16 protein-coding genes are annotated in these 18,902 nt (G+C 63.8%); 2 read left to right on the plus strand and 14 right to left on the minus strand.

The window, feature by feature from the left end; genetic code table 11:
* Positions 1-163 precede the first annotated feature (163 nt).
* Complete coding sequence (galU, locus tag EB815_RS10250) at positions 164-1,069, plus strand: UTP--glucose-1-phosphate uridylyltransferase GalU (RefSeq protein ID WP_056577509.1); 906 nt, start codon at positions 164-166, stop codon at positions 1,067-1,069.
* 81 nt (positions 1,070-1,150) lie between these two features.
* Here the strand turns inward: galU and EB815_RS10255 are convergent, their stop codons facing one another.
* On the minus strand, positions 1,151-2,926 hold the full coding sequence (locus EB815_RS10255) for an outer membrane beta-barrel protein (RefSeq protein WP_056577506.1): 1,776 nt from the start codon (positions 2,924-2,926) through the stop codon (positions 1,151-1,153).
* A gap of 194 nt (positions 2,927-3,120) precedes the next feature.
* On the opposite strand from EB815_RS10255, the gene EB815_RS10260 reads away from it, so the two are divergent.
* The gene (locus tag EB815_RS10260) at positions 3,121-4,122 is read left to right on the plus strand and encodes a KpsF/GutQ family sugar-phosphate isomerase (protein ID WP_056577502.1); all 1,002 of its coding nucleotides are present in this window, start codon (positions 3,121-3,123) and stop codon (positions 4,120-4,122) included.
* Positions 4,123-4,311: 189 nt separating this feature from the next.
* On the opposite strand, the gene EB815_RS10265 is transcribed toward EB815_RS10260, so the two are convergent.
* The 13 genes from EB815_RS10265 to EB815_RS10325 form a co-directional block, all read right to left on the minus strand.
* Positions 4,312-4,776 (minus strand): NfeD family protein, encoded by a 465-nt coding sequence (locus EB815_RS10265; protein WP_056577499.1) that lies wholly within the window; start codon positions 4,774-4,776, stop codon positions 4,312-4,314.
* Positions 4,777-4,796: 20 nt separating this feature from the next.
* Positions 4,797-5,747 carry an SPFH domain-containing protein gene (locus EB815_RS10270; RefSeq protein ID WP_056577496.1) on the minus strand — a complete coding sequence of 317 codons (951 nt, stop codon included), beginning with the start codon at positions 5,745-5,747 and terminating at the stop codon, positions 4,797-4,799.
* 120 nt (positions 5,748-5,867) lie between these two features.
* The gene (locus EB815_RS10275; protein WP_056577493.1) at positions 5,868-7,079 is read right to left on the minus strand and encodes an NAD(P)/FAD-dependent oxidoreductase; all 1,212 of its coding nucleotides are present in this window, start codon (positions 7,077-7,079) and stop codon (positions 5,868-5,870) included.
* Positions 7,080-7,132: 53 nt separating this feature from the next.
* The gene (gene hemH / locus EB815_RS10280; RefSeq protein WP_056577489.1) at positions 7,133-8,197 is read right to left on the minus strand and encodes a ferrochelatase; all 1,065 of its coding nucleotides are present in this window, start codon (positions 8,195-8,197) and stop codon (positions 7,133-7,135) included.
* Between the two features lie 137 nt (positions 8,198-8,334).
* Entirely contained in the window at positions 8,335-10,374 is a 2,040-nt protein-coding gene (locus EB815_RS10285) for a bifunctional metallophosphatase/5'-nucleotidase (RefSeq protein ID WP_056577486.1), read from the minus strand.
* 239 nt (positions 10,375-10,613) lie between these two features.
* A complete protein-coding gene (locus EB815_RS10290; RefSeq protein WP_056577483.1) occupies positions 10,614-10,991 on the minus strand; it encodes a hypothetical protein in 378 nt (125 codons plus the stop codon).
* 182 nt (positions 10,992-11,173) lie between these two features.
* The gene (locus EB815_RS10295) at positions 11,174-12,619 is read right to left on the minus strand and encodes a homospermidine synthase (protein WP_065005691.1); all 1,446 of its coding nucleotides are present in this window, start codon (positions 12,617-12,619) and stop codon (positions 11,174-11,176) included.
* 130 nt (positions 12,620-12,749) lie between these two features.
* On the minus strand, positions 12,750-13,688 hold the full coding sequence (locus EB815_RS10300) for a heme-dependent oxidative N-demethylase family protein (protein ID WP_056577478.1): 939 nt from the start codon (positions 13,686-13,688) through the stop codon (positions 12,750-12,752).
* Entirely contained in the window at positions 13,685-13,972 is a 288-nt protein-coding gene (locus tag EB815_RS10305; RefSeq protein ID WP_056577475.1) for a YciI family protein, read from the minus strand. Before EB815_RS10305 ends, EB815_RS10300 begins: the two co-directional genes overlap by 4 nt.
* Before the next feature lie 13 nt (positions 13,973-13,985).
* Complete coding sequence (locus tag EB815_RS10310; protein ID WP_056577473.1) at positions 13,986-14,648, minus strand: aminotransferase class IV family protein; 663 nt, start codon at positions 14,646-14,648, stop codon at positions 13,986-13,988.
* The gene (locus EB815_RS10315; protein ID WP_056577470.1) at positions 14,597-15,742 is read right to left on the minus strand and encodes an aminodeoxychorismate synthase component I; all 1,146 of its coding nucleotides are present in this window, start codon (positions 15,740-15,742) and stop codon (positions 14,597-14,599) included. Before EB815_RS10315 ends, EB815_RS10310 begins: the two co-directional genes overlap by 52 nt.
* A 169-nt stretch (positions 15,743-15,911) precedes the next feature.
* On the minus strand, positions 15,912-16,661 hold the full coding sequence (locus EB815_RS10320) for an NADH dehydrogenase (RefSeq protein ID WP_056577467.1): 750 nt from the start codon (positions 16,659-16,661) through the stop codon (positions 15,912-15,914).
* 360 nt (positions 16,662-17,021) lie between these two features.
* Positions 17,022-18,860: a M3 family oligoendopeptidase gene (locus EB815_RS10325; protein ID WP_056577928.1), complete on the minus strand. Its 1,839-nt coding sequence runs from the start codon at positions 18,858-18,860 to the stop codon at positions 17,022-17,024.
* Positions 18,861-18,902: the final 42 nt, after the last annotated feature.

The following is an 18,902-nucleotide window of genomic DNA, read 5'->3' on the forward strand; positions in this document are numbered from 1 at the left end:
GTTAGGAATTAGTTTACCATAGGCGTCGCCTGGAACGAAAAGACACCTTGATGCTTTAACCGGTGGAAGTTTTCCTCACTCGCTCCAGTAATCTTCAATTCCGGCGCGAAAATGTCGCCAGACGGGGATTGCGGAGCCGGCCAGCAAGCGGATAATTGAAAGCATGAAGAGAGTTCGCAAGGCAGTTTTCCCGGTCGCCGGTCTCGGCACGCGGTTCCTCCCGGCCACCAAGGCTGTTCCCAAGGAGATGCTGACCGTCGTTGACCGGCCGGTCATACAGTATGTGGTGGACGAGGCGCGAGAAGCGGGCATCGAGCATTTCATCTTCGTGACCGGCCGCAACAAGGCGGTCATCGAGGACCATTTCGATATCCAGTTCGAGCTCTATGACACGCTGGCCCAGCGCGGCAAGGACGAGCAGCTGGCCCGCCTGCAGCGGCTGCAACCGGCGCCGGGGCAGACCAGCTTCACCCGCCAGCAGGTGCCGATGGGGCTCGGCCACGCCGTCTGGTGCGCGCGCGAACTGGTCGGCGACGAGCCGTTCGCGCTTTTGTTGCCCGACATGATCATGCAGTCGGAAAAGAGCTGCATGAAGTCGATGGTCGAGCTCTACGAGGAAACCGGCAACAACATCATCGCCGTGCAGGAATGCGACCCGGCGGAGACCCACAAATACGGCATCGTCGGCCGTGGCGAGGATACGCATCACGGCTTCCGCATCACCGAGATGGTGGAGAAGCCGAAGACCGGCACAGCACCCTCCAACCTCTACATCAACGGCCGCTACATCCTGCAGCCCGAGATCTTCAAGATCCTGGAAGGCCAGGAAAAGGGCGCCGGCAACGAGATCCAGCTCACCGACGCGATGCTGAAGCTGGAGAAGCAGCAGGCCTTCTACGGCTACCACTATCGGGGCCGCACCTTCGACTGCGGCTCGCCGGAAGGCTTTGTCGAGGCCAATGTCGCCTTCGCGCTGTGGCGCAGCGACATGAACGAGAACATGGCCGGCGTCATCCGCACGCTGCTCGACGAGATGAAGCCGTCGGAGCGCCGCGGGGCCGCATTCTAGACCTCTGGTTTTCGTCATCCACGGGCGGAGCAGGAGCGAAGCTCCGTCGCGGAGACCCGGGATGAGGAAGATCAGGCGTCCTCAGCGCTGCACTTTGAGGCCGAGATAGACGCTGTTGGCGGTGTAGTCGCGGCCTGGCAGGTTGCTGGTCAGCTTCTCGGTTCTAACCCGGCTGGTGAGACCGGCATAGCGGTTCACCCACCAGGTCAGCCCGGCCTCGGCGCTCAAGATCCTGTCATGGCCATCGATGCCGACATAGTCTCGCCAGTCGAGGCCCAGAGCCGCATTTGCGGTGAGGTTGGCACGGATCAGCCGTTCCCCCGTCAGACGGCCGGAATAGAGGATATCGCCGCTTTCGCCCGCGGTGGTCGTGGTTTCGACGGTGGTCTTGCCGGTCAGGCCGATCGTGGTTCCGCGCTGCGGCGACCATTTGAGGTCGGCATTGACGGTGGCGCCCGAAATCGCTTCCAGGCTCTTGTCATCGATCGCTTCCCTCAGCCAGCCGGCCGAGAATTCACCCGACAGCTTCTCACCCATGTCGAGTTGCAGGCCGGCGCGCGCGCCAAGCCGCGTCGAGGAGCGCTCGAAGCCTTCATTGTCGATGCGCTGATCGTAGACCCGGCGGCCGACCTCGATTTCGGTGAACGGAGTGAGGGCCGGAGAGATTTCGTAACCGGTGCGCAAGGTCGCCGTATAGAGCGTATTGTCCTGATCCTTCTGCGACAGCGAGGTGCCGTCCGAAAGCTCGGCGTCGCCATAGAAGTCGTGCGAGACCGCGCCGGTCAATTTGTACTGCATCTTGCCGGCGGCCTTTTCGACGCCGAGACTGCCGTCGATCGTCTGCCGGAGCGGCTGGGTACTGACGCCGGCGATGGCGTTGGGTGATGACGCCGTTTCCGGCACGGCTTCATAGCCGAGCTTGGCGATGGCGCGCAGTTCATTGTCGAGATCGACATTGAGTTGGCCTTCAATGCGGCCCTGCGCGTCGTGGACCGGGTAGCCCGACACGGTCTCGCGGAACAGGCCATAGCCGTCGATGGTGGCGGAGTTCTCGCGCCAGTCGGAAATGGCGGAAAAGCGCAACGCCGTCTCCGACAGCAGCGCCGATGTGCCGGCACTGCTCGAATCGCCGTTCGTGGTGGCGGTCAGGCCCTGTTCGATCGACGGCCGGATGACGAAGGATCCCCATTTGACGCCGGTGGCGGCGAACGGATCGTCCTCGGCCTTCTTGTTCTGGCCTTCGATGGCGGCGGTGCGCTCGGCGCCAGGATCGAGTTTCTGCCTGTCGGCGCTGTCGACAGTCAGGGCACGGCGGTTGGCGGCTTCCTGATCGGTCGCGGCGTTGTCGGCATCATCTGTCGCGGCGGTGGTTTCCACGGTCGCGGCCGTGGTGTTCTTCTTCTTTTTCGATTTGCCGGTTGTTCTGGCGTCCGTCTTGGCCTTGTCCTGATCCGCGCCAGTCTGCCCGGCGGTCGATGGACGACGCCGAGGCTTGGGTGGTGTCGGAGTGTCGGTCGAGGCGTCGTCGGTCGCCTGCGGATCGAAAATGCTGCCGGTGGCCGTGTTCGTGTCGGCATCGTCGGGGACGGCGCCGGCGCTGGCCGGCAAATAGGTGCGTGGCGGCGCATCGTCCTGCGCGGCCGGCGCCTGCTGGCCCTGAGCGGCAAGGGCGAGTTGCCTTGCCTTGCGTTGCTGGTCGGACAGGATCGCCGATTCCGAAACCTCGCCGCGCAGCTCCGTTTCCTGGGCATGAAGCAGGCCCGGACGCATCAGCGCAAAGATGCTGGTCGCCAGCAACAAGGCGCATACCGCCTTGCCCTGTCGTCCTCTTGATTTTTCTGGCTGGGCCCCGGACATCGCCACCACTGCTTGCGCGGCGCTATGCGCGCCATACTTACCGAACCGTAAATGGGGATGGTTAACGGAGGGTTGAGGCGGCGGGCCGTTCGGCCGGTCAAGCCGGGATTGCGCGGCGCGCGGGAAGTCCCGCCCGGGGCATTGGTGCCATTTCCGTTGGACAGGCGGACGGCAAAGCGCTAATCGCATCATCCATGCGTGCGAGACCCCTCGATAAGAAGCCCCTGGACAGGCAAGCGTCGATTGATTCGGCCCTGAGAACGGTGGCGACCGAGCAGGCGGGGATCGCCGCCCTTGCCGAAGCGCTCGAGAATGGACTGGCCGCGCCTTTCGCGCAGGCTGTCGACATGATCTCGAAGATCGAAGGCCGGCTGATCGTGACCGGCGTCGGCAAAAGCGGCCATATCGGCTCGAAGATCGCGGCCACGCTGGCCTCGACCGGCACACCGGCCTTCTTCGTCCATCCCGTCGAGGCCAACCATGGTGATCTCGGCATGATCGCCAGGGACGACGCCATCATCGCCATCTCATGGTCGGGCGAGAGCAAGGAGATGATGGGCATCGTCGCCTATTCCAGGCGCTTCTCCATCCCCCTCATCGCCGTCACATCCGGAGAGACATCGGCGCTGGCGCGCGCGGCCGACGTCGTGCTGCTTTTGCCGCGCACGCCGGAAGCCTGCCCGCACGGCCTGGCGCCGACGACGTCGACGCTGCTGCAACTGGTCGTCGGCGACGCGCTGGCGATCGCGCTGCTCGAGGCGCGCGGCTTCACGCCGGACCATTTCCGCACCTTCCACCCCGGCGGCCAGCTCGGCGCCAACCTGACCATGGTCTCCGAGATCATGCGGGTCGGCGACCAGATGCCGCTGGCCGTGCTCGGCACCAAGATGCCGGAAGCGGTGATGACGCTGTCGCAGAAGAAGGTCGGCTGCGTCTTGATCGTCGACACCAATGGCGAATTGGCCGGGATCATCACCGACGGCGACGTGGCGCGCAACCTGCACCGCAACCTGGCCGACGTCATCGTCGACGAGGTGATGACCCGCACCCCCAAGACGGTTGATCCGCAGACGCTTGCGGGCACCGCGATCGCGCTGCTCAACGAGCACAATATCGGCGCGCTGGTGGTGACCAAAAACAACATGCCGCTCGGCGTGGTGCATTTCCACGACCTGCTGCGCATCGGCGCTGCCTAGGCATGTCGATATTCAGGTGAGGCCGGTCTGCAAACGGCGGCCTCCTGATTCCTCGTTCTACTGCGTCATAGTAGACCTGTGCTCACATACAAAAAGTACGCTCCGCTCCGGTTCTCGGAAGCCACCGTTTTCGACTCGGCCTGACCTGAATCTCAACACACCTAGCGAGGTGGGTCTGCTGTGAAAAAATCAGACCCGCTCCACCGTGAGTTCCAGGTCGGTATCGGCTGCCCCAGTGACACGCACCTGCGTGCCGGCCGGGAGGTCGGGGCCGGAGACACGCCATAGCGTGTCGCCGAGCTTGATGCGGCCACGGCCGTCCCGGATCGGTTCGGCAAGCGTTGCCATCCTGCCGACCAGTTGGGCGCCGCGCCGGTTGAGCAGCGGCTGGTCCGTGGGGTCGTGGCGCCGGCTGACCCATCGCTTGCCGACATAGGCCGAGAGCAGCGACAGCGCCAGGAAAGCGAGGACCTGAACCTGCCAGGTCCAGATCGCCGCATCCCAGATCAGCAGCGATATTGCGGCGATGATCAGGGCAGCAATGCCGATCCAGAGCATGAAGATGCCCGGCGCGATGATTTCCATGACCAGCAGGACGAAGCCCAGAACCATCCAGGTCCAGGGTCCGAGTTCGGAGATGACGCGATCGAACATAAGAGGGACCTCCTATGGACTCAGTTTTCGTTCGGCCGCACGACGGGCGGGCGGGCCGCCTGGCGTTGGGCGCCGGTCGTGCCCTCGCTGCGGAAGACTTCCTTGGCGATCTCGCCAATGCCGCCAAGCGTGCCGATCAGCGACGAGGCTTCCAGCGGCATCAGCACGACCTTGCTGTTGGTGGCCGAACCGATCCTGGTCAGCGCCTCGGTGTATTTCTGGGCGACGAAATAGTTCAGCGCCTGCACATCGCCCTTGGAAATGGCTTCAGACACCACCTGGGTGGCGCGGGCTTCGGCCTCGGCCGAACGTTCTCGCGCCTCGGCGTCGCGGAAGGCGGCTTCCTTGCGGCCTTCGGCTTCGAGGATTTGCGACTGCTTGAGGCCCTCGGCGGCCAGGATCTGCGCGCGCTTGTTACGCTCGGCGGTCATCTGGCGGCCCATCGATTCGATGAGGTTTGCCGGCGGGTTGATGTCCTTGATCTCGACGCGTGTGATCTTGATGCCCCATGGATGCGCCGCCTCGTCGACGACACGCAGCAGGCGCTCGTTGATGGCGTCGCGGTTCGACAAGAGCTCATCGAGGTCCATCGAGCCCATGACGGTGCGGATATTGGTCATCGTCAGGTTGAGGATGGCGTTCTGCAGGCCGGCAACCTGATAGGCGGCCTGAGCCGCATTGAGGATCTGGTAGAAGGCAATGCCGTCGACACCGACGATGGCGTTGTCGCGGGTGATGATCTCCTGGCTCGGAACGTCGAGAACCTGCTCCATCATGTTCATCTTGGCGCCAATGCGGTCGACGAACGGCGTGATGATGTTGAGGCCGGGGCTCAGTGTCTTGGTATAACGCCCAAAGCGTTCGACGGTATAGTTATAGCCTTGCGGAATTGTCTTGATGCCTTTGAACAGCACCAGCACGACGAGCGCGACAAGAACAATGACCGCAATATCGAAACCACTGAAATCCATTTGGCTCTCCCTCAGAAGCGGGCCGCGAGAGCCATTCCCGCGCAGCCGACTTCACCAAAGACTTAAGTGTGTTTCAGGTGCGTTACAATCAGGTGATGAGGGATTGTTTGCGGGGCGCAATCAACGGTTGAAGGCGAACAGCTCTGCATCCGCGTCGGTCATTCCTTTGATCGAAGCGGAAACAATTTCGGAAGCGATGCGCGAGAAAGTGATGCCATTGCCGCCATAACCCATGACCGCATGGATGCGCGGATGCCTGGGGATGGCGCCGATATAGGGCAGGCCGGTGGTGGTTGTGCCGAAGGACCCGGTCCAGGCGAATTCGGGCCTGACGTCGAGTTGCGGAAATACAAGGCCAAGCTTTTCGGCGATGCGTGCGGCCTTGTCGGCGATCAGTTCATCGCGCCGCGTCTCGTCGACAAAATCCTCGTCCTCGCCGCCGCAGATGACGCGACCGTCGGCGGTCGCCCTGACGTAGAGATAGGGGTCCGACGCTTCCCAGATGAACGCCGCGCCCGGCCAGAGCTTTCGCGGTTGCGGGCGGGTTGCGATCGCCCAGGTCGAGATGATCTGGTGTGCGGCCGCCGGCACGATGTCGACCAGTTCATAGCCGGTGGCCAGAACAACGTGCCGTGCGGTGATGGTCGGGCCGTCCTTTGTGGCCACGACCACCTCGTCGGTACTGTCCTTGATCGCCGTCGCTTCGACGGGAGCGTAAAGCCGTGCCTTTCGCGCCAGCGCCCTGAGCAGCAGCCCGGCCGTCAGCTTGCGCGGGTCGAGCGCGATATTGTCATGGCTGAGGATGGCGCCATCGCGGTCGATGCCGAATGTCTCCGCCAGAGGCCGCGGTGTGAGATAGGACGCGGCAATGCCCGCCTGCCGCCGCGCTTCGGCTTCATCGCGAAGTTCCGAGGGGCCGAGCATCGTGCCGGCCAGATAGAGCGACTGGCTGCGGCGCGGGCGGCAGTCGATTGCGAGATCCTCGATACGGCCAGCCAGGTTGGAAACCGCGAGCCGCGAGCGCCGCCAGGCCTGCTCGGCGCGGGCTCTGCCGATCATCTTCGAGAGCATTGAAAGCGGCTGGTCGATTTCGAACTGGACGAGCGCGGTGGTCGCGGCGGTCGAACCCTTGAGCGGTCCACGCCGGTCGATGCAGATCACGGAGTGACCATCCGCCGTCAGCGCCTCGGCCATCATGGCGCCGCTGATGCCCATGCCGATGATCAGGACGTCGGTCTTGACGTCCCGGGTCAGCGCCGACGTCGGCACCGCAGGCGCGCGATAGGCGGACCAGACGGGCCGGCCAGTTCTGAGGTCGAGTTTGCGGGGCATCGAATTCTCCGGAAGGTGCGGCTCAACGCTCCGGAGTGGCCGTTGTTCCGGTGTCAGACCCAGCCGGACAGTTCGCGCCGCACCATCGCCTCGATCACCGCCATGCCCTCGGCGCTGTCGTTGAGGCAAGGGATATGGGCAAAATTCTTGCCGCCGGCGTGATGAAACGTCTCGGCCGCCTCGCGGCCGATCTCGTCCAGCGTCTCGATGCAGTCGACGGAAAAGCCGGGATTGACGACGGCGATCGATTTCACCCCGTCCTTGCCGAGTTTCTCCACGGTCTTGTCGGTGTAGGGCTGTAGCCATTCCTGGGCGCCGAAACGTGACTGGAAGGTGGTGATCAGTTTCTTGTCATCCCAACCCAGCCGTTCACGCAACAGACGCGTCGTCTTCTGGCAGTGGCAGTAATAGGGATCACCCTTCTCGAAATAGGGTTTCGGAATGCCGTGATAGGAGGTGATGACCACCTCCGGCTCGAAATCCAGCGTTGCGAGGTTCTGCTCGATCGAACGCGCCAGCGCCTCGATGTAGACAGGCTCGTCATAGTAAGGCGGCACACTGCGGATGGCCGGTGCGCGGCGCATCTTCATCAGGGCGCGAAACAGCTGGTCGTTGGCGGTCGCGGTGGTGGTCGCCGAATACTGGGGATAGAGCGGGAACGCGAGAATGCGGTCGCAGCCTTGCGCGACCAGCCTCTCGGCGATGCTTGCCGTGGAAGGATTGCCGTAGCGCATTGCCCAGTCGACGACGACATTGGGCAGGTCGCACAACGCCTCGGCCAGCTTTTCGCCCTGGGCGCGCGTGTAGGTGCGCAGCGGTGACTCGTTCTTCTCCTGGTTCCAGATCCGGGCGTAGTTGGCACCGGACTTCTTCGGCCGCGTGGTGAGCACGAGCCCATAGAGGATCGGATACCAGATCGCCCTGTTGAGCTCGATGACGCGTGGATCGGACAGGAATTCCCGGAGATAGCGCCACATCGGCTTGAAGTCGGTGCCGTCAGGCGTGCCGAGATTGACCAGCATGACGCCGATCTTGCCAGTCTTGACCGGTGGATGCCCGGCCGGCTGCGGGCCGAGGGCCTTCGCGGCTTTGGGATCGACAGGCGTGGATAGCGTCATAAGGGTTCTCCGGACACGGCGTGAAACTAGCGATGGCGCGCCGGTTTTCAATGCAGCGTCTGGCCGCACCTTAGCAGAGAATGAAAAGCCCGCCCGGTGTCCCGGAAGGGTTTGCGGTGAAGAACCCTGAAGCGATGTTACTTCGGCGGGATGGTCAGCGTCGCGCCGGGGGTCAGCCGGTGCGGCCTTTGACCCTTGTTGGCGTCATAGATGAGTTTCCACCTGGTGGCGTCGCCATAGGCCTTCTTTGCCAGATCCCAGTAGGTGTCGCCGGTGACGATGACATGGCTGCCTGTTGCCGGTGCGGCTTCGGCCGGTTTTGCCGGTTCGGCTGGTGCAGGGGCTGGAGCAGCGGGTGCCGGCGGGGGAGGCGCTGCCTCTGTCGAGATTGCCGGTGGCGTATTGGCGATGTCGCCCGAGTTGGCAGGAAGTTCAGGCATGGCGGGTGCGGCATCGGCGGGCTTTGCCGGTTCTGCCGGTTTCGCGGCCTCGGCCGGCGCTGTCTCCACCGGCTTTGCGGGTTCGGCTGGCTTGACCGGGTCGGCGGCGGGCGCCGCCGCGACAGTCGCGGCGATTTCGGTGATGCGGCCGTCGAGCTTGGGCGTGTAAGGCCGGTGGGCACCGAGGTAGTCGGCAACGACCTGTTCGAGGCCGGGGCCGTAGTCGTAGGCGTTCTTGGCCTTGTCGGCGAAGACCTTGTAGCCGTCGCCGCCCTGGCGCACGTAATTGTTGGTGGCGACGAGGTAGTCCTTGTCGGGATTGATCGGCGCCCAGGCGCCGTTCTCCATGACCTCGACGGACTTGACGCGGCCCGCATTGGGCGCGACCGACCTGTCGAAGGAATATTTGAGACCCGCCACCTGCGGGAAGCGGCCGGCGCCGTCCTCGATCTGGCTAAGACCGCTTTCGAGGCCGGCGACCAGGTCCTTGCCGGAAATCTGGAAGGTGGCCAGTGTGTTCTGGAAAGGCAGCACGGTCAGCACCTCACCCATGGTGACGGTGCCCTTGTCGATCGAGGCGCGCAGGCCGCCGCCATTGGAGATGACGATCTCGACGCCCTGTCCCTTGACGCGGTCGAGTATGGCGTCGGAGACGAGGTTGCCCATCGCGCATTCCTTGGCGCGGCAATTCTCGCGGCTGCCGTCGATGACGTCGGTGGTCTCGGCCACTTCCTTGTTCTTCAGGGCCTCGATCGGCGCGCCAAGTTCCTTGATGCGGGCGAGCACGGCCGGATCGGGCGTGATCGACTTGTCGAGATAGATGGGGTCGCCGCTCGCCGACTTGACGACGCCATTGTCGTCGAACACCACCTTGAACTCGCCGAGATATTTCGAATAGGACGCCGCCTGCACCACCGGCACCTTGTAGCCGTCCGGGTTGTCGACCATCGTCGGGTAGGGGCCTAGCGCTTTCGGATCGGTGTTGGACAAAAGCGTATGGCTGTGGCCGCCGACAACCACGTCGATGCCCGGGATCTTGGCGATGACATCGCGCTCCCTGTTGTAACCGATATGGGTCACCGCGATGATCTTGTTGACGCCTTGCGCCTTCAGCTTCTCGACTTCCGCCGTGATCGACTTCACGTCGTCCGCGATGGCGATGTTCGGGCCGGGGGAAGCGAGCTCGGGCGTGTCGTTGGTGACGGCACCGACAATGCCGATCTTCTGTCCGCCGACCTCGACGACGATCGACGGCTTGATCTTGCCCGCCGCGCCGGACTTGTCGTTGGGCACGACATTGGCACTGACGATCGGGAACTTCGCCTTGTCCAGGTAAGGCACCAGCGCGCTCTCGCCGTCGTCGAATTCGTGGTTGCCTAGCGTCACCGCGTCGGGTTTCAACTGATTGAGGAATTCCTCTTCCACGGCGCCCTTGTAGGTGGTGTAGAACAGCGATCCCTGGAAACTGTCGCCCGCATTGAGCAGCAGCACGTTCTGCCCTTCGAGCTTTTTGCGTTCCTGGGCGATCGCCGTGATCAACCGGCTGGCGCCGCCGATACACTCGCCCTTGGTCTCCTCGTCGGCCGAACAGGTCGACTCGTATTTGTTGTTGCCTTCGATGCGGCTGTGCCAGTCATTGAAATGCAGAATGTTCAATGTGTAGTCGGCAAAAGATGCGCCGGACGACAGGCCAAGCGCCGATGCGGACAGGGCCAGAATGGCGGCAATCTTCTTCATTCTCGTCTCCCGGTAGGCTGATCAGTGGCGTTTAACGCGCTTGCTTGACTGGGAAATAACAGCCAGCGTTTTGACCATGTTCCCATCGCGTTCCGGCTGACGCAAGCAGAAATGCCGTCGGTATTTTCTGGCGAAAAACCAGGGGTATTTTCTGACGAAAAACCCGGGTAAAAACCTGGCGCGCAGAAAAGAACGGCGGCCAATGGCCGCCGTCCCCGATGAGTCCCGATGTTCGCCGGTCAGGCGCGTCGCGTGAGCACGAAGTTCTGGCCGGATGAACTGGTGCAGTTCAGCTGGCTGGTGGACACCAGCAGGCAGTTGAAGCTGACCGGCGTCTGACGGATCAGCGACGTGCCGTTGATTTCGACCGACGTGGCGCCGGTCATCGTGTAGCTGCCATCGGCCAGCTTCTGGCCAGTGTCGGTGGCGACGGTCGTGAATTTACCACCTGTCAGCGTCGACAGGCCGGTACCCTTGGCATCGATCCACGATCCCTCGACGCCTTTCGGCGCGGCTGCCATCGGCGGTGCATCGGGACCGCTTGTGGTGCAGGCAGCGAGCATCACGGCAAAGGAGCCCGCCACGCCCATCGAAAGAATTTTGCGCGCAATAGTCATCTGAAATCCTCTCCAAACGCACCGGCCCAAAAATCGGATTCGATTTTGGAAGGCATGGTGCGAACGTCCAAAGTGCTGGAACGGGCATGCGTCCCGCAAGACGCACGCTGCCCCAGGCCGCATCTCTTCAATCGCCCGATTTCCGGGCGATTGCAAGGCAATGGCGCAGGGTGTGCGCGACGCTATCGGACCAGGATGTTGCGGAATTGCCACGGATCGCTGCGGTCGAGGTCCTCTGGGAAGAGCCCCGGGCGTCTGTCGAGCGGCGTCCAGTCGGTGTAATGGCCTTCGACCGGTCCGAGATAGGGCGACTGCACTTCCAGACAGCGCCGGTAATCAATCTCGTCCGCCTCGACGATGCCGGCGTCCGGATTTTCCAGGGCCCAGACCATGCCTGCCAGAACCGCTGAGGTGACCTGCATGCCAGTGGCGTTCTGATAGGGCGCCAGCTTGCGCGCCTCGGCGAGCGAGAGGTGCGAGCCGAACCAATAGGCATTCTTGTCGTGGCCGTAGAGCAGGACGCCGAGTTCGTCGACGCCATCGACCAGTTCGTTCTCGTCAAGCACATGGTGTACCGGCTGAGGCTTGCCGGCGGCACCGAACATCTCGTCCAGCGACAGCATCGCGTCGTTGCAGGGATGGTAGGCGTAATGGCAGGTCGGCCGGTATTGCACCTTGCCCTTCTTGGAGCGCACGGTGAAGAAATCGGCGATCGAGATCGCCTCGTTGTGCGTCACCAGGAGGCCGTATTGCGGGCCCGGCGTCGGGCACCAGGAACGCACGCGCGTGTTGGCGCCGGGCTGCTCCAGGTAGATCGCGGCCTTGGAGCCGTGCTTGTGCTTCTTGGCGTTCTTCGGCATCCATTTCTCATGCGTGCCCCAGCCGAGTTCGGCCGGCTGCAAGCCTTCGGAGATGAAGCCCTCGACCGACCAGGTGTTCCAGAACACATCCATCGGCTTTGGTTTCTTGGCGCGCTGGGTGTCGCGTTCGGCGATATGGATGCCCTTGACGCCGGCCTTCTTCATCAGCTTCGCCCAGCCCTCGCGGTCTTCCTGTGCGGGCTCGGAAAACTCAAGGCCAAGATCGGTGGCGAGGTTCACCAGCGCCTGCTTGACGAACCACGAGACCATGCCGGGATTGGCGCCGCAGGTGGAAACCGCGGTAGCGCCGCCCGGTTTGTCGTGCTTTTCCTTGATCAGGGATTCGCGCAGCGCATAGTTGGTGCGGCTGGCATTGTCGGCGTTGGCGTCGAAATAGAATCCAAGCCACGGCTCGACGACGGTGTCGATGTAGAGCACGCCGAGCTTGCGGCAGAGCCGCATCAGGTCGACCGAGCCGGTATCGACCGACAAATTGACGCAAAAGCCCTGGCCGCCGCCATTGGTCAGCAGCGGCGTCAGAAGCTTCTTGTAGTTCTTCTCGGTCACCGCTTCCTGGACGAAGGCGATGCCGCGCTCGTCGAGCAGCTTGCGGTCGGTGTCGCGCGGATCAAGGACCGTCATGCGCGACTTGTCGAACTTGAAATGGCGCTCGATGAGAGGCAGCGTTCCCCGTCCGATCGAGCCGAAGCCGATCATCACCACAGGGCCGGTGATCTCGCCGTAGACGGGCCAGTTTTCATTCGCCATTTTATCGAGCACTCCTTCAACCATGTACAAAAGCCGGGCAGACATCTGCAAAAAACCGGGCATTTTTGCCAACGGCCTGCGCTACATCACAGATCATTGTCATAAACCAGCGAAAAGCGCCAACCTGTGGCTAGCCGTCCTTGGCCATGTGGTTAAGGACGGCGACAAGCCGGTCGCGGTCCGATGTCAGGCCCTTGTAGTCGAGTTGGTCGAGATCGAGCGCTTCGAGCTGGGCGGCAAAGGACAGTGCGAGCGCTGCGCGCTCCGGGTGCCGCTCCAGCACCGCGAGCGGGTCCAGATGGATGCGGATGGTGAACAGGATGTCGCGCGAGGCGGGCAGTTTACGCAGCGTCTGGCGCTCGACGCGGATGAAGGCGTGCGCCTTGACGTCACCATCGGGGAAGCGCGTCGGCCGGTTGGTGGCACGGTCGATGCGCTCGACATTGGACAGCGGATGGTAAAGCGCATTGTCGGCCTGGATCGACCAGTTGAAGCGCTCGACCGCCTGGCCCTGCAGGCCGTCGAACATGCGGTTGATGAGTTCGGCGGGGCGCGTGCCCGGGCCGAAGCCGGGCACCGGCTCGTGAATCTGTTGCAGCGGCTTGCCGAATTTTTCGAGCAGCGACCAGGACGAGGGAAAGCACAGCGAGCCGGCGGCGAGCCGCCAGCCGCTGTTGTCGCGGCGCATCAGGATCAGGTCTTCCTGGACCAGCAGCGAAGCCGCGACCAGCGGGGCGCCGACCAGACCCGAAGGCAAGGCAGGGTGGTTCGCGGCGCCGACCACCTTGATGCCCGCATCGGTGCGGCGATGGGTGCGCGGGAATTGCTCCGGCAGATAGGCGCCGAGCAGGTCGAGCACTTCCTGCTGGGCGTCTCGCGTGCCGTCCTCCTCGACGAAAACCCGTTCGGGAATTTCGGCATAAAGCCGGCGCTTTTCGGCGAGATAGGGCAGGAGATGGCCGTCGACCTCGATCCAGTTCGCCGGGTCGAGCGGCTTCAGCCCGATGTTGAACAGCTTCGACGAACCGTCATAGGGGGTATGGGTGGGCAGGGCTTCGACCAAGCTCATGCTTCCTTGAAGGCGTCGAGACCGGCGGCGGTCATTCTCGCCAGGAATTCGGTGACATCGTAATCCGCGGCGCCTGCCTTGGCGAAGGGGTCCGCGGCCAGCCTGGCATCGAGGATCTCGCGCGAGCATTGCGCGACGATGATGCCGCCGGTCCTCGGCTTCTTCGGCCCGGAGGCAATGAAGACGCCCTCCGCATAGCAGGCCTTCAGCCATTCGACATGCGCCGCCTGCAAGCGGTCGATCTCGGTCAGAGGCACCTTGTAGTTCAGCGAAACGACGAACATGGCATTCTCCCGGTCACACCAGTGTTGCGGGGATCAAGCCGCGCAGCGAATTGCCGACAAAGAGAGCCTTGGCCGACTTCAGGTCGTCACAGGTGTAGATTGCTTCCGCCGCCCGGCCTTCATCCAGAAGCGCGGCGCGCAATACGCCAGGCAGCAGGCCACAGTCCAGCCGGGGCGTGGCCAGCACGCCGTCGCCGAAATCGGCGAAGACATTGGTGATGGTGCCTTCACAGATTTCGCCGCGCTCATTGGCCAGGATCACCTCGTCGGCCTGGGTGACGAGATATTCGGAACGGGCATGGGTGTAGAGCTGGCGCCGGCTTGTCTTGTGGCGCAGCAGCGTGTTGCTCGAATCGAGCCTCGTCCGCGCCAGCCGCAGCACCCAGACCTTGTCGGCGGCGAGCGGTTCGTAGGGTTGCGCCGAGGCGGTTGCTTCGCCGTTGCGCGCCAAGGCGAGCCGCGCGCGCATGGCGGTGCGGGCGCCGTCGACCGCGTTGGCCAGCGCGGCGCCAACCTTTTGCGGATCGCAGGCGAAGCCGAGCTCCGCCGCCGAGCCATAGAGGCGCGCAAGGTGGCGGTCGAAGCGCAGGAAGCCCGTCCCGGGCTGCCAGCGCATGGTCTCGATCAGCTCGAAATCGGCGGTGTCCCCGTCGCGAAGCGGGCCTTGAGCAGACACTCCTGATACTCCTCCTGCGCCGTCGAATCGAAGACGATGCCGCCGCCGACATTGTAGACGGCCTCGCCACTGGCAAAGAGCGAGATGGTGCGGATCGCCACGGAAAAGCGCATCGTGCCGCCGGGCGCGATCCAGCCGATGGCGCCGCAATAGACGTCGCGCGGCGTGCCTTCCAGATCGTGCAGGATCTCCATTGCGCGGATCTTCGGCGCCCCGGTGATCGAGCCGCAGGGAAACAAAGCCGCGAAGACCTGGCGGATGGTGAGGCCCGGCAGCAGCTTGGCCCTGACGTCGCTCACCATCTGGTGGACGGTCGGGTAGCTCTCGATGCGGAACAGTTCGGGCACCTCCAGCGTGCCGACCTCGCTGATCAGCGAGATGTCGTTACGCAGGAGGTCGACGATCATCCGGTTCTCGGCCTGGTTCTTCTCGTCATGGCGCAGGAAGGTCTTCTGCCCCTCGTCCTCGTCCCTGGTGGCTCCGCGCGGGGCCGTGCCCTTCATCGGATGCGTCTCGATCATCCCGGCGGCATTGATCTCGAAGAACAGTTCGGGCGAGCGCGACAGCACGATGGGATCGCCAAGCGCCACCAGCGCGCCATACTTCACCGGCTGGCGCTCGGTCAGCGCGTCAAAGGCGGCGAGCGGGTCGCCCGACCATTGCGCCCGCACCGGGAAGGTCAAATTGCCCTGGTAGCAATCGCCTTGCCTGATGTGTTGATGCAGTCGCGAGAAACGCTTCTCGTAATCCTCGAACGACCAGGCCGCCCTTGCATCGAAGATCGGGCCGTTGGTCGCAGCTGCGTTGCGTGGCGGCACGGCGTCCTCGGCCGGAGCGTCGAAGACGCCGAGGCAGATCAGCGGTGCGCGGCGCCGGCCCGGCAGCAAGGGAACGAGCTTCGGTTCGAGCAGGTAACCCGCCTCATAGGAGAAATAGCCGGCCAGCCATTTGCCGGCGTCGTGCGCGGCCTGCGCTGCTTCCAGCGCCGGCAGGAAATCACGCGCCTCATGCGCCACGATGATGTCGGCCGGCCGGTCGAAAACGAGCTGGCGCGCGCTTTCGTCGTTGCGGAAAATGGCGGCGGGCAGGGACATGGGAACCGGGATCGATGAAGCCGTCGATCGCTCTATATGGGGGGCGGGCCGCGTGCAATCGAGGGAACGGCACCTTGCCCCTCAAAGCCGACCTCTTGGCGGCCTTGTCCGCCAAAAATAAATCGGCGGGGCTGTGGCCCCGCCTATTTGATGATCCGCCTGTGCGGGTTCAGGTGTTGCTGGCGGTCCCGGCTGTCGGAAATTGCTTGGCGAATTCCTTCTCGTCGCCGGCGGCGAGCAGCTTGGCTTGCTCGATCCAGCGTTCGCGCGCGATGCGGCCGTCGAAGTTCATTACGTCCTCGATCCGCTTGATGTCGGCTGCCGTCCAGGCGGCGATCTGGGCGAAGGTGGTGACGCCCTGCGCCTTGAGCAGCTTCTCGTTGACCGGGCCGATACCGATCAGCCGGCGCAGATTGTCGGGCTTGGCCGCTGCTGGCTTGGCCGCCGCTGGCTTGGCTGCCGGCGGTGCGGCCTTCTTGGCGGCTGCCGGCTTGGGCGCGGCCGAACTCTTTGTGGCCGAAGCCGTGGAGGCCGCAGGTTTGCTCGCGGCGGGTTTGGCGGCGGCTTTCGCCGGGGCGGCAGGTTTGGCAGGCGCAGCCTTGGCCGCGGGTGGAGCGGATTTGGCGGCGGCCGGCGTCGACAGCAGGGCTGCCGGGGGTTGGCTGGCGGCCTTTGCTCCGCCACCCGCGGAAGCCTGCGCGTCGCGCAACTGGCGCTCGAGGTCGGCGCGGGTCTTGCCGCATGCATTCAGTTCGCCGGTCAGCCGGTCGCTGTCGGCACGCAGCCGGTCGCGCTCGCCGCGGGTTCGGTCAAGGTCGCCGCGAAGGCTGTCGAGCTCGCCACGCAGGCGACCCCAGATGAACCAGCCAACCAACACGCCTACCAGGAACGCCAGGACCACGTAGAAAAAAGTGCCCATTGTCTCTCTCCAGTCAGATCCGTCTGCCGTGGGTCATGACCTTCGGCGATGGACTACTCGGTGATGTTTCCGCGGGTTCGCAGAACAGCCGGCTTCGGTTCGAGCTGTTGGCAATCGGCTTTGCTTGCCCATGGCCAACGGCCGTTGTCGCGTTCGCCTGAGCGTCACGGCCGGCTGAGATTTCCCTCGCCGATCCGCATGCGCTCCGGCTGAGCTTGGAGCGAAGGCTATCATAGAGCTTACGGAAAGCTATGGGAAAAACTTCTGCCTAGAGTTCTTCAAGAACAAATATTTAGCGCAAGAATACTGCGATCCCAACATGCATTCCGGCTAAACTGTTTTGCCCATGCGAGACGCGTCTCAACTGTCGAGGGATTCCAGTTCGTCGATCAGGCCGCTGATCACGCCAAGCCCGATCTGCCAGAAGGCGGGATCGGTGGCGTCGAGGCCGAAGGGCGCCAGAAGCTGCGAATGATGCTTTGTGCCGCCGGCGCGCAGCATCTCGAAATACTTGTCCTGGAAGCCGCGCTCGGCGTTCTGGTAGACCGCGTAGAGCGAGTTCACCAGGCAGTCCCCGAAAGCATACGCATAGACGTAGAAAGGCGAATGGATGAAGTGCGGGATGTAGGTCCAGAAGACCTCGTAGCCTTCGCGCAGCTTGATCGCGGGCCCCAGGCTTTCGGCCTGCACTTCCAGCCAGAACTGGCCGAGCCTGTCTGACGTCAGTTCGCCGTTGCGGCGTTCCGCATGCACCTTGCGCTCGAATTCGTAGAAGGCGATCTGGCGCACCACCGTGTTGATCATGTCCTCGACCTTCTGGGCGAGCATGGCCTTGCGCTCACGCCTGTCGGTGGTCCGCTCGAGCAGCGAGCGGAAGGTCAGCATCTCGCCGAACACGGAAGCGGTCTCGGCCAGCGTCAGCGGCGTCGAGGCCATCAGCGCACCTTGGCCGGCGGCCAGCACCTGATGCACGCCGTGGCCGAGCTCATGCGCCAGCGTCATCACATCGCGCGGCTTGCCCATGTAGTTGAGCAGCACATAGGGGTGCGCCGACGGCACGGTCGGATGGGCAAAGGCGCCAGGCGACTTGCCGGGCCTTACCGGGGCGTCGATCCAGTTGCGGTCGAAGAAGGTGCGCGCGATCTCGGCCATCTCGGGCGAGAAGCGCTGATAGGCGGACAGTACGGTGTTCCTGGCCTCGTCCCAGCCGATCACCGCCTGTGGCGTCTCCGGCAGCGGTGCGTTGCGATCCCAGTGGTTCATCACCTCCATGCCGAGCCACCGCGCCTTCATCGCGTAGTAGCGGTGCGACAGGCGCGGATAGGCCTCGCGCACCGCGGCGGCGAGCGCGTCGACCACGCCGCGCTCGACACGGTTGGCGAGATGGCGTGAATCGGCGATGTCCTCGAAGCCGCGCCAGCGGTCGGATATTTCCTTGTCCTTGGCCAGCGTGTTGGTGATCAGCGTGAAGGTGCGCAAATTCTTGCGGAAGGTCGCGGCCAGCGCCTCTGAGGCGCGGCGGCGCACCTCGCCGTCGGCATCCTGCAAACGGTTGAGTGCCGGCTCCAGCGTCAATTCCTCGCCATCGACGTTGAAGCGAAGGTCGGTCATCGTCTCGTCGAACAGACGGTTCCAGGCTCCGCGTCCGGTGATCGACTTCTCATGGAAAAGCTGCTCGACACGATCCTCGAGCTGGTAGGGCTTGTCCATGCGCAGGTCGAGCACCCAGGGCCGATAGTGGCCGAAAGCGGGATCGCCGGCCAGCGCGCTTTCGATCGCGGCGTCGTCGATCAGGTTCAGTTCGAGCGCGAAGAACAGAAGATGCGCGCTGGCGTCGGTCATCCTCTCCTGGATGTCGCCATAGAGCTTGGCGCGCTGCGGGTCGGCGGTGTTGCCGGCATAGACCAGGCCGGCATAGGAGACGATGCGGCCGATCAGTTCCTCCAGGGCCTCGTAGGCGACCAGCGCTTCGCCCAGCTTGCCGGCGCCGCCGCGCCCGGCCTCGGCGGCGAGCGTACCCTTCCAGCGGGTCTCGAAGGCGATCGCGTCGGCGGCGGCCCTGGCGATGTCACGCTTCAGTTCCGGGGCTTCCATGCCGGCATAGAGGTCGGCAAGGTTCCATTCCGGCAGATCGCCAAGCTCGGCCGCGCCCTGACCGGACGCTGGTGCCGCAAGCCGCCGACCAAACATCATGCGCATCGACATACCTTCTGTGAATCACGGGGTCAGAATCAAGGGCCC

Source organism: Mesorhizobium loti (genome assembly GCF_013170705.1).
Taxonomy (GTDB): Bacteria; Pseudomonadota; Alphaproteobacteria; order Rhizobiales; family Rhizobiaceae; genus Mesorhizobium; species Mesorhizobium loti_D.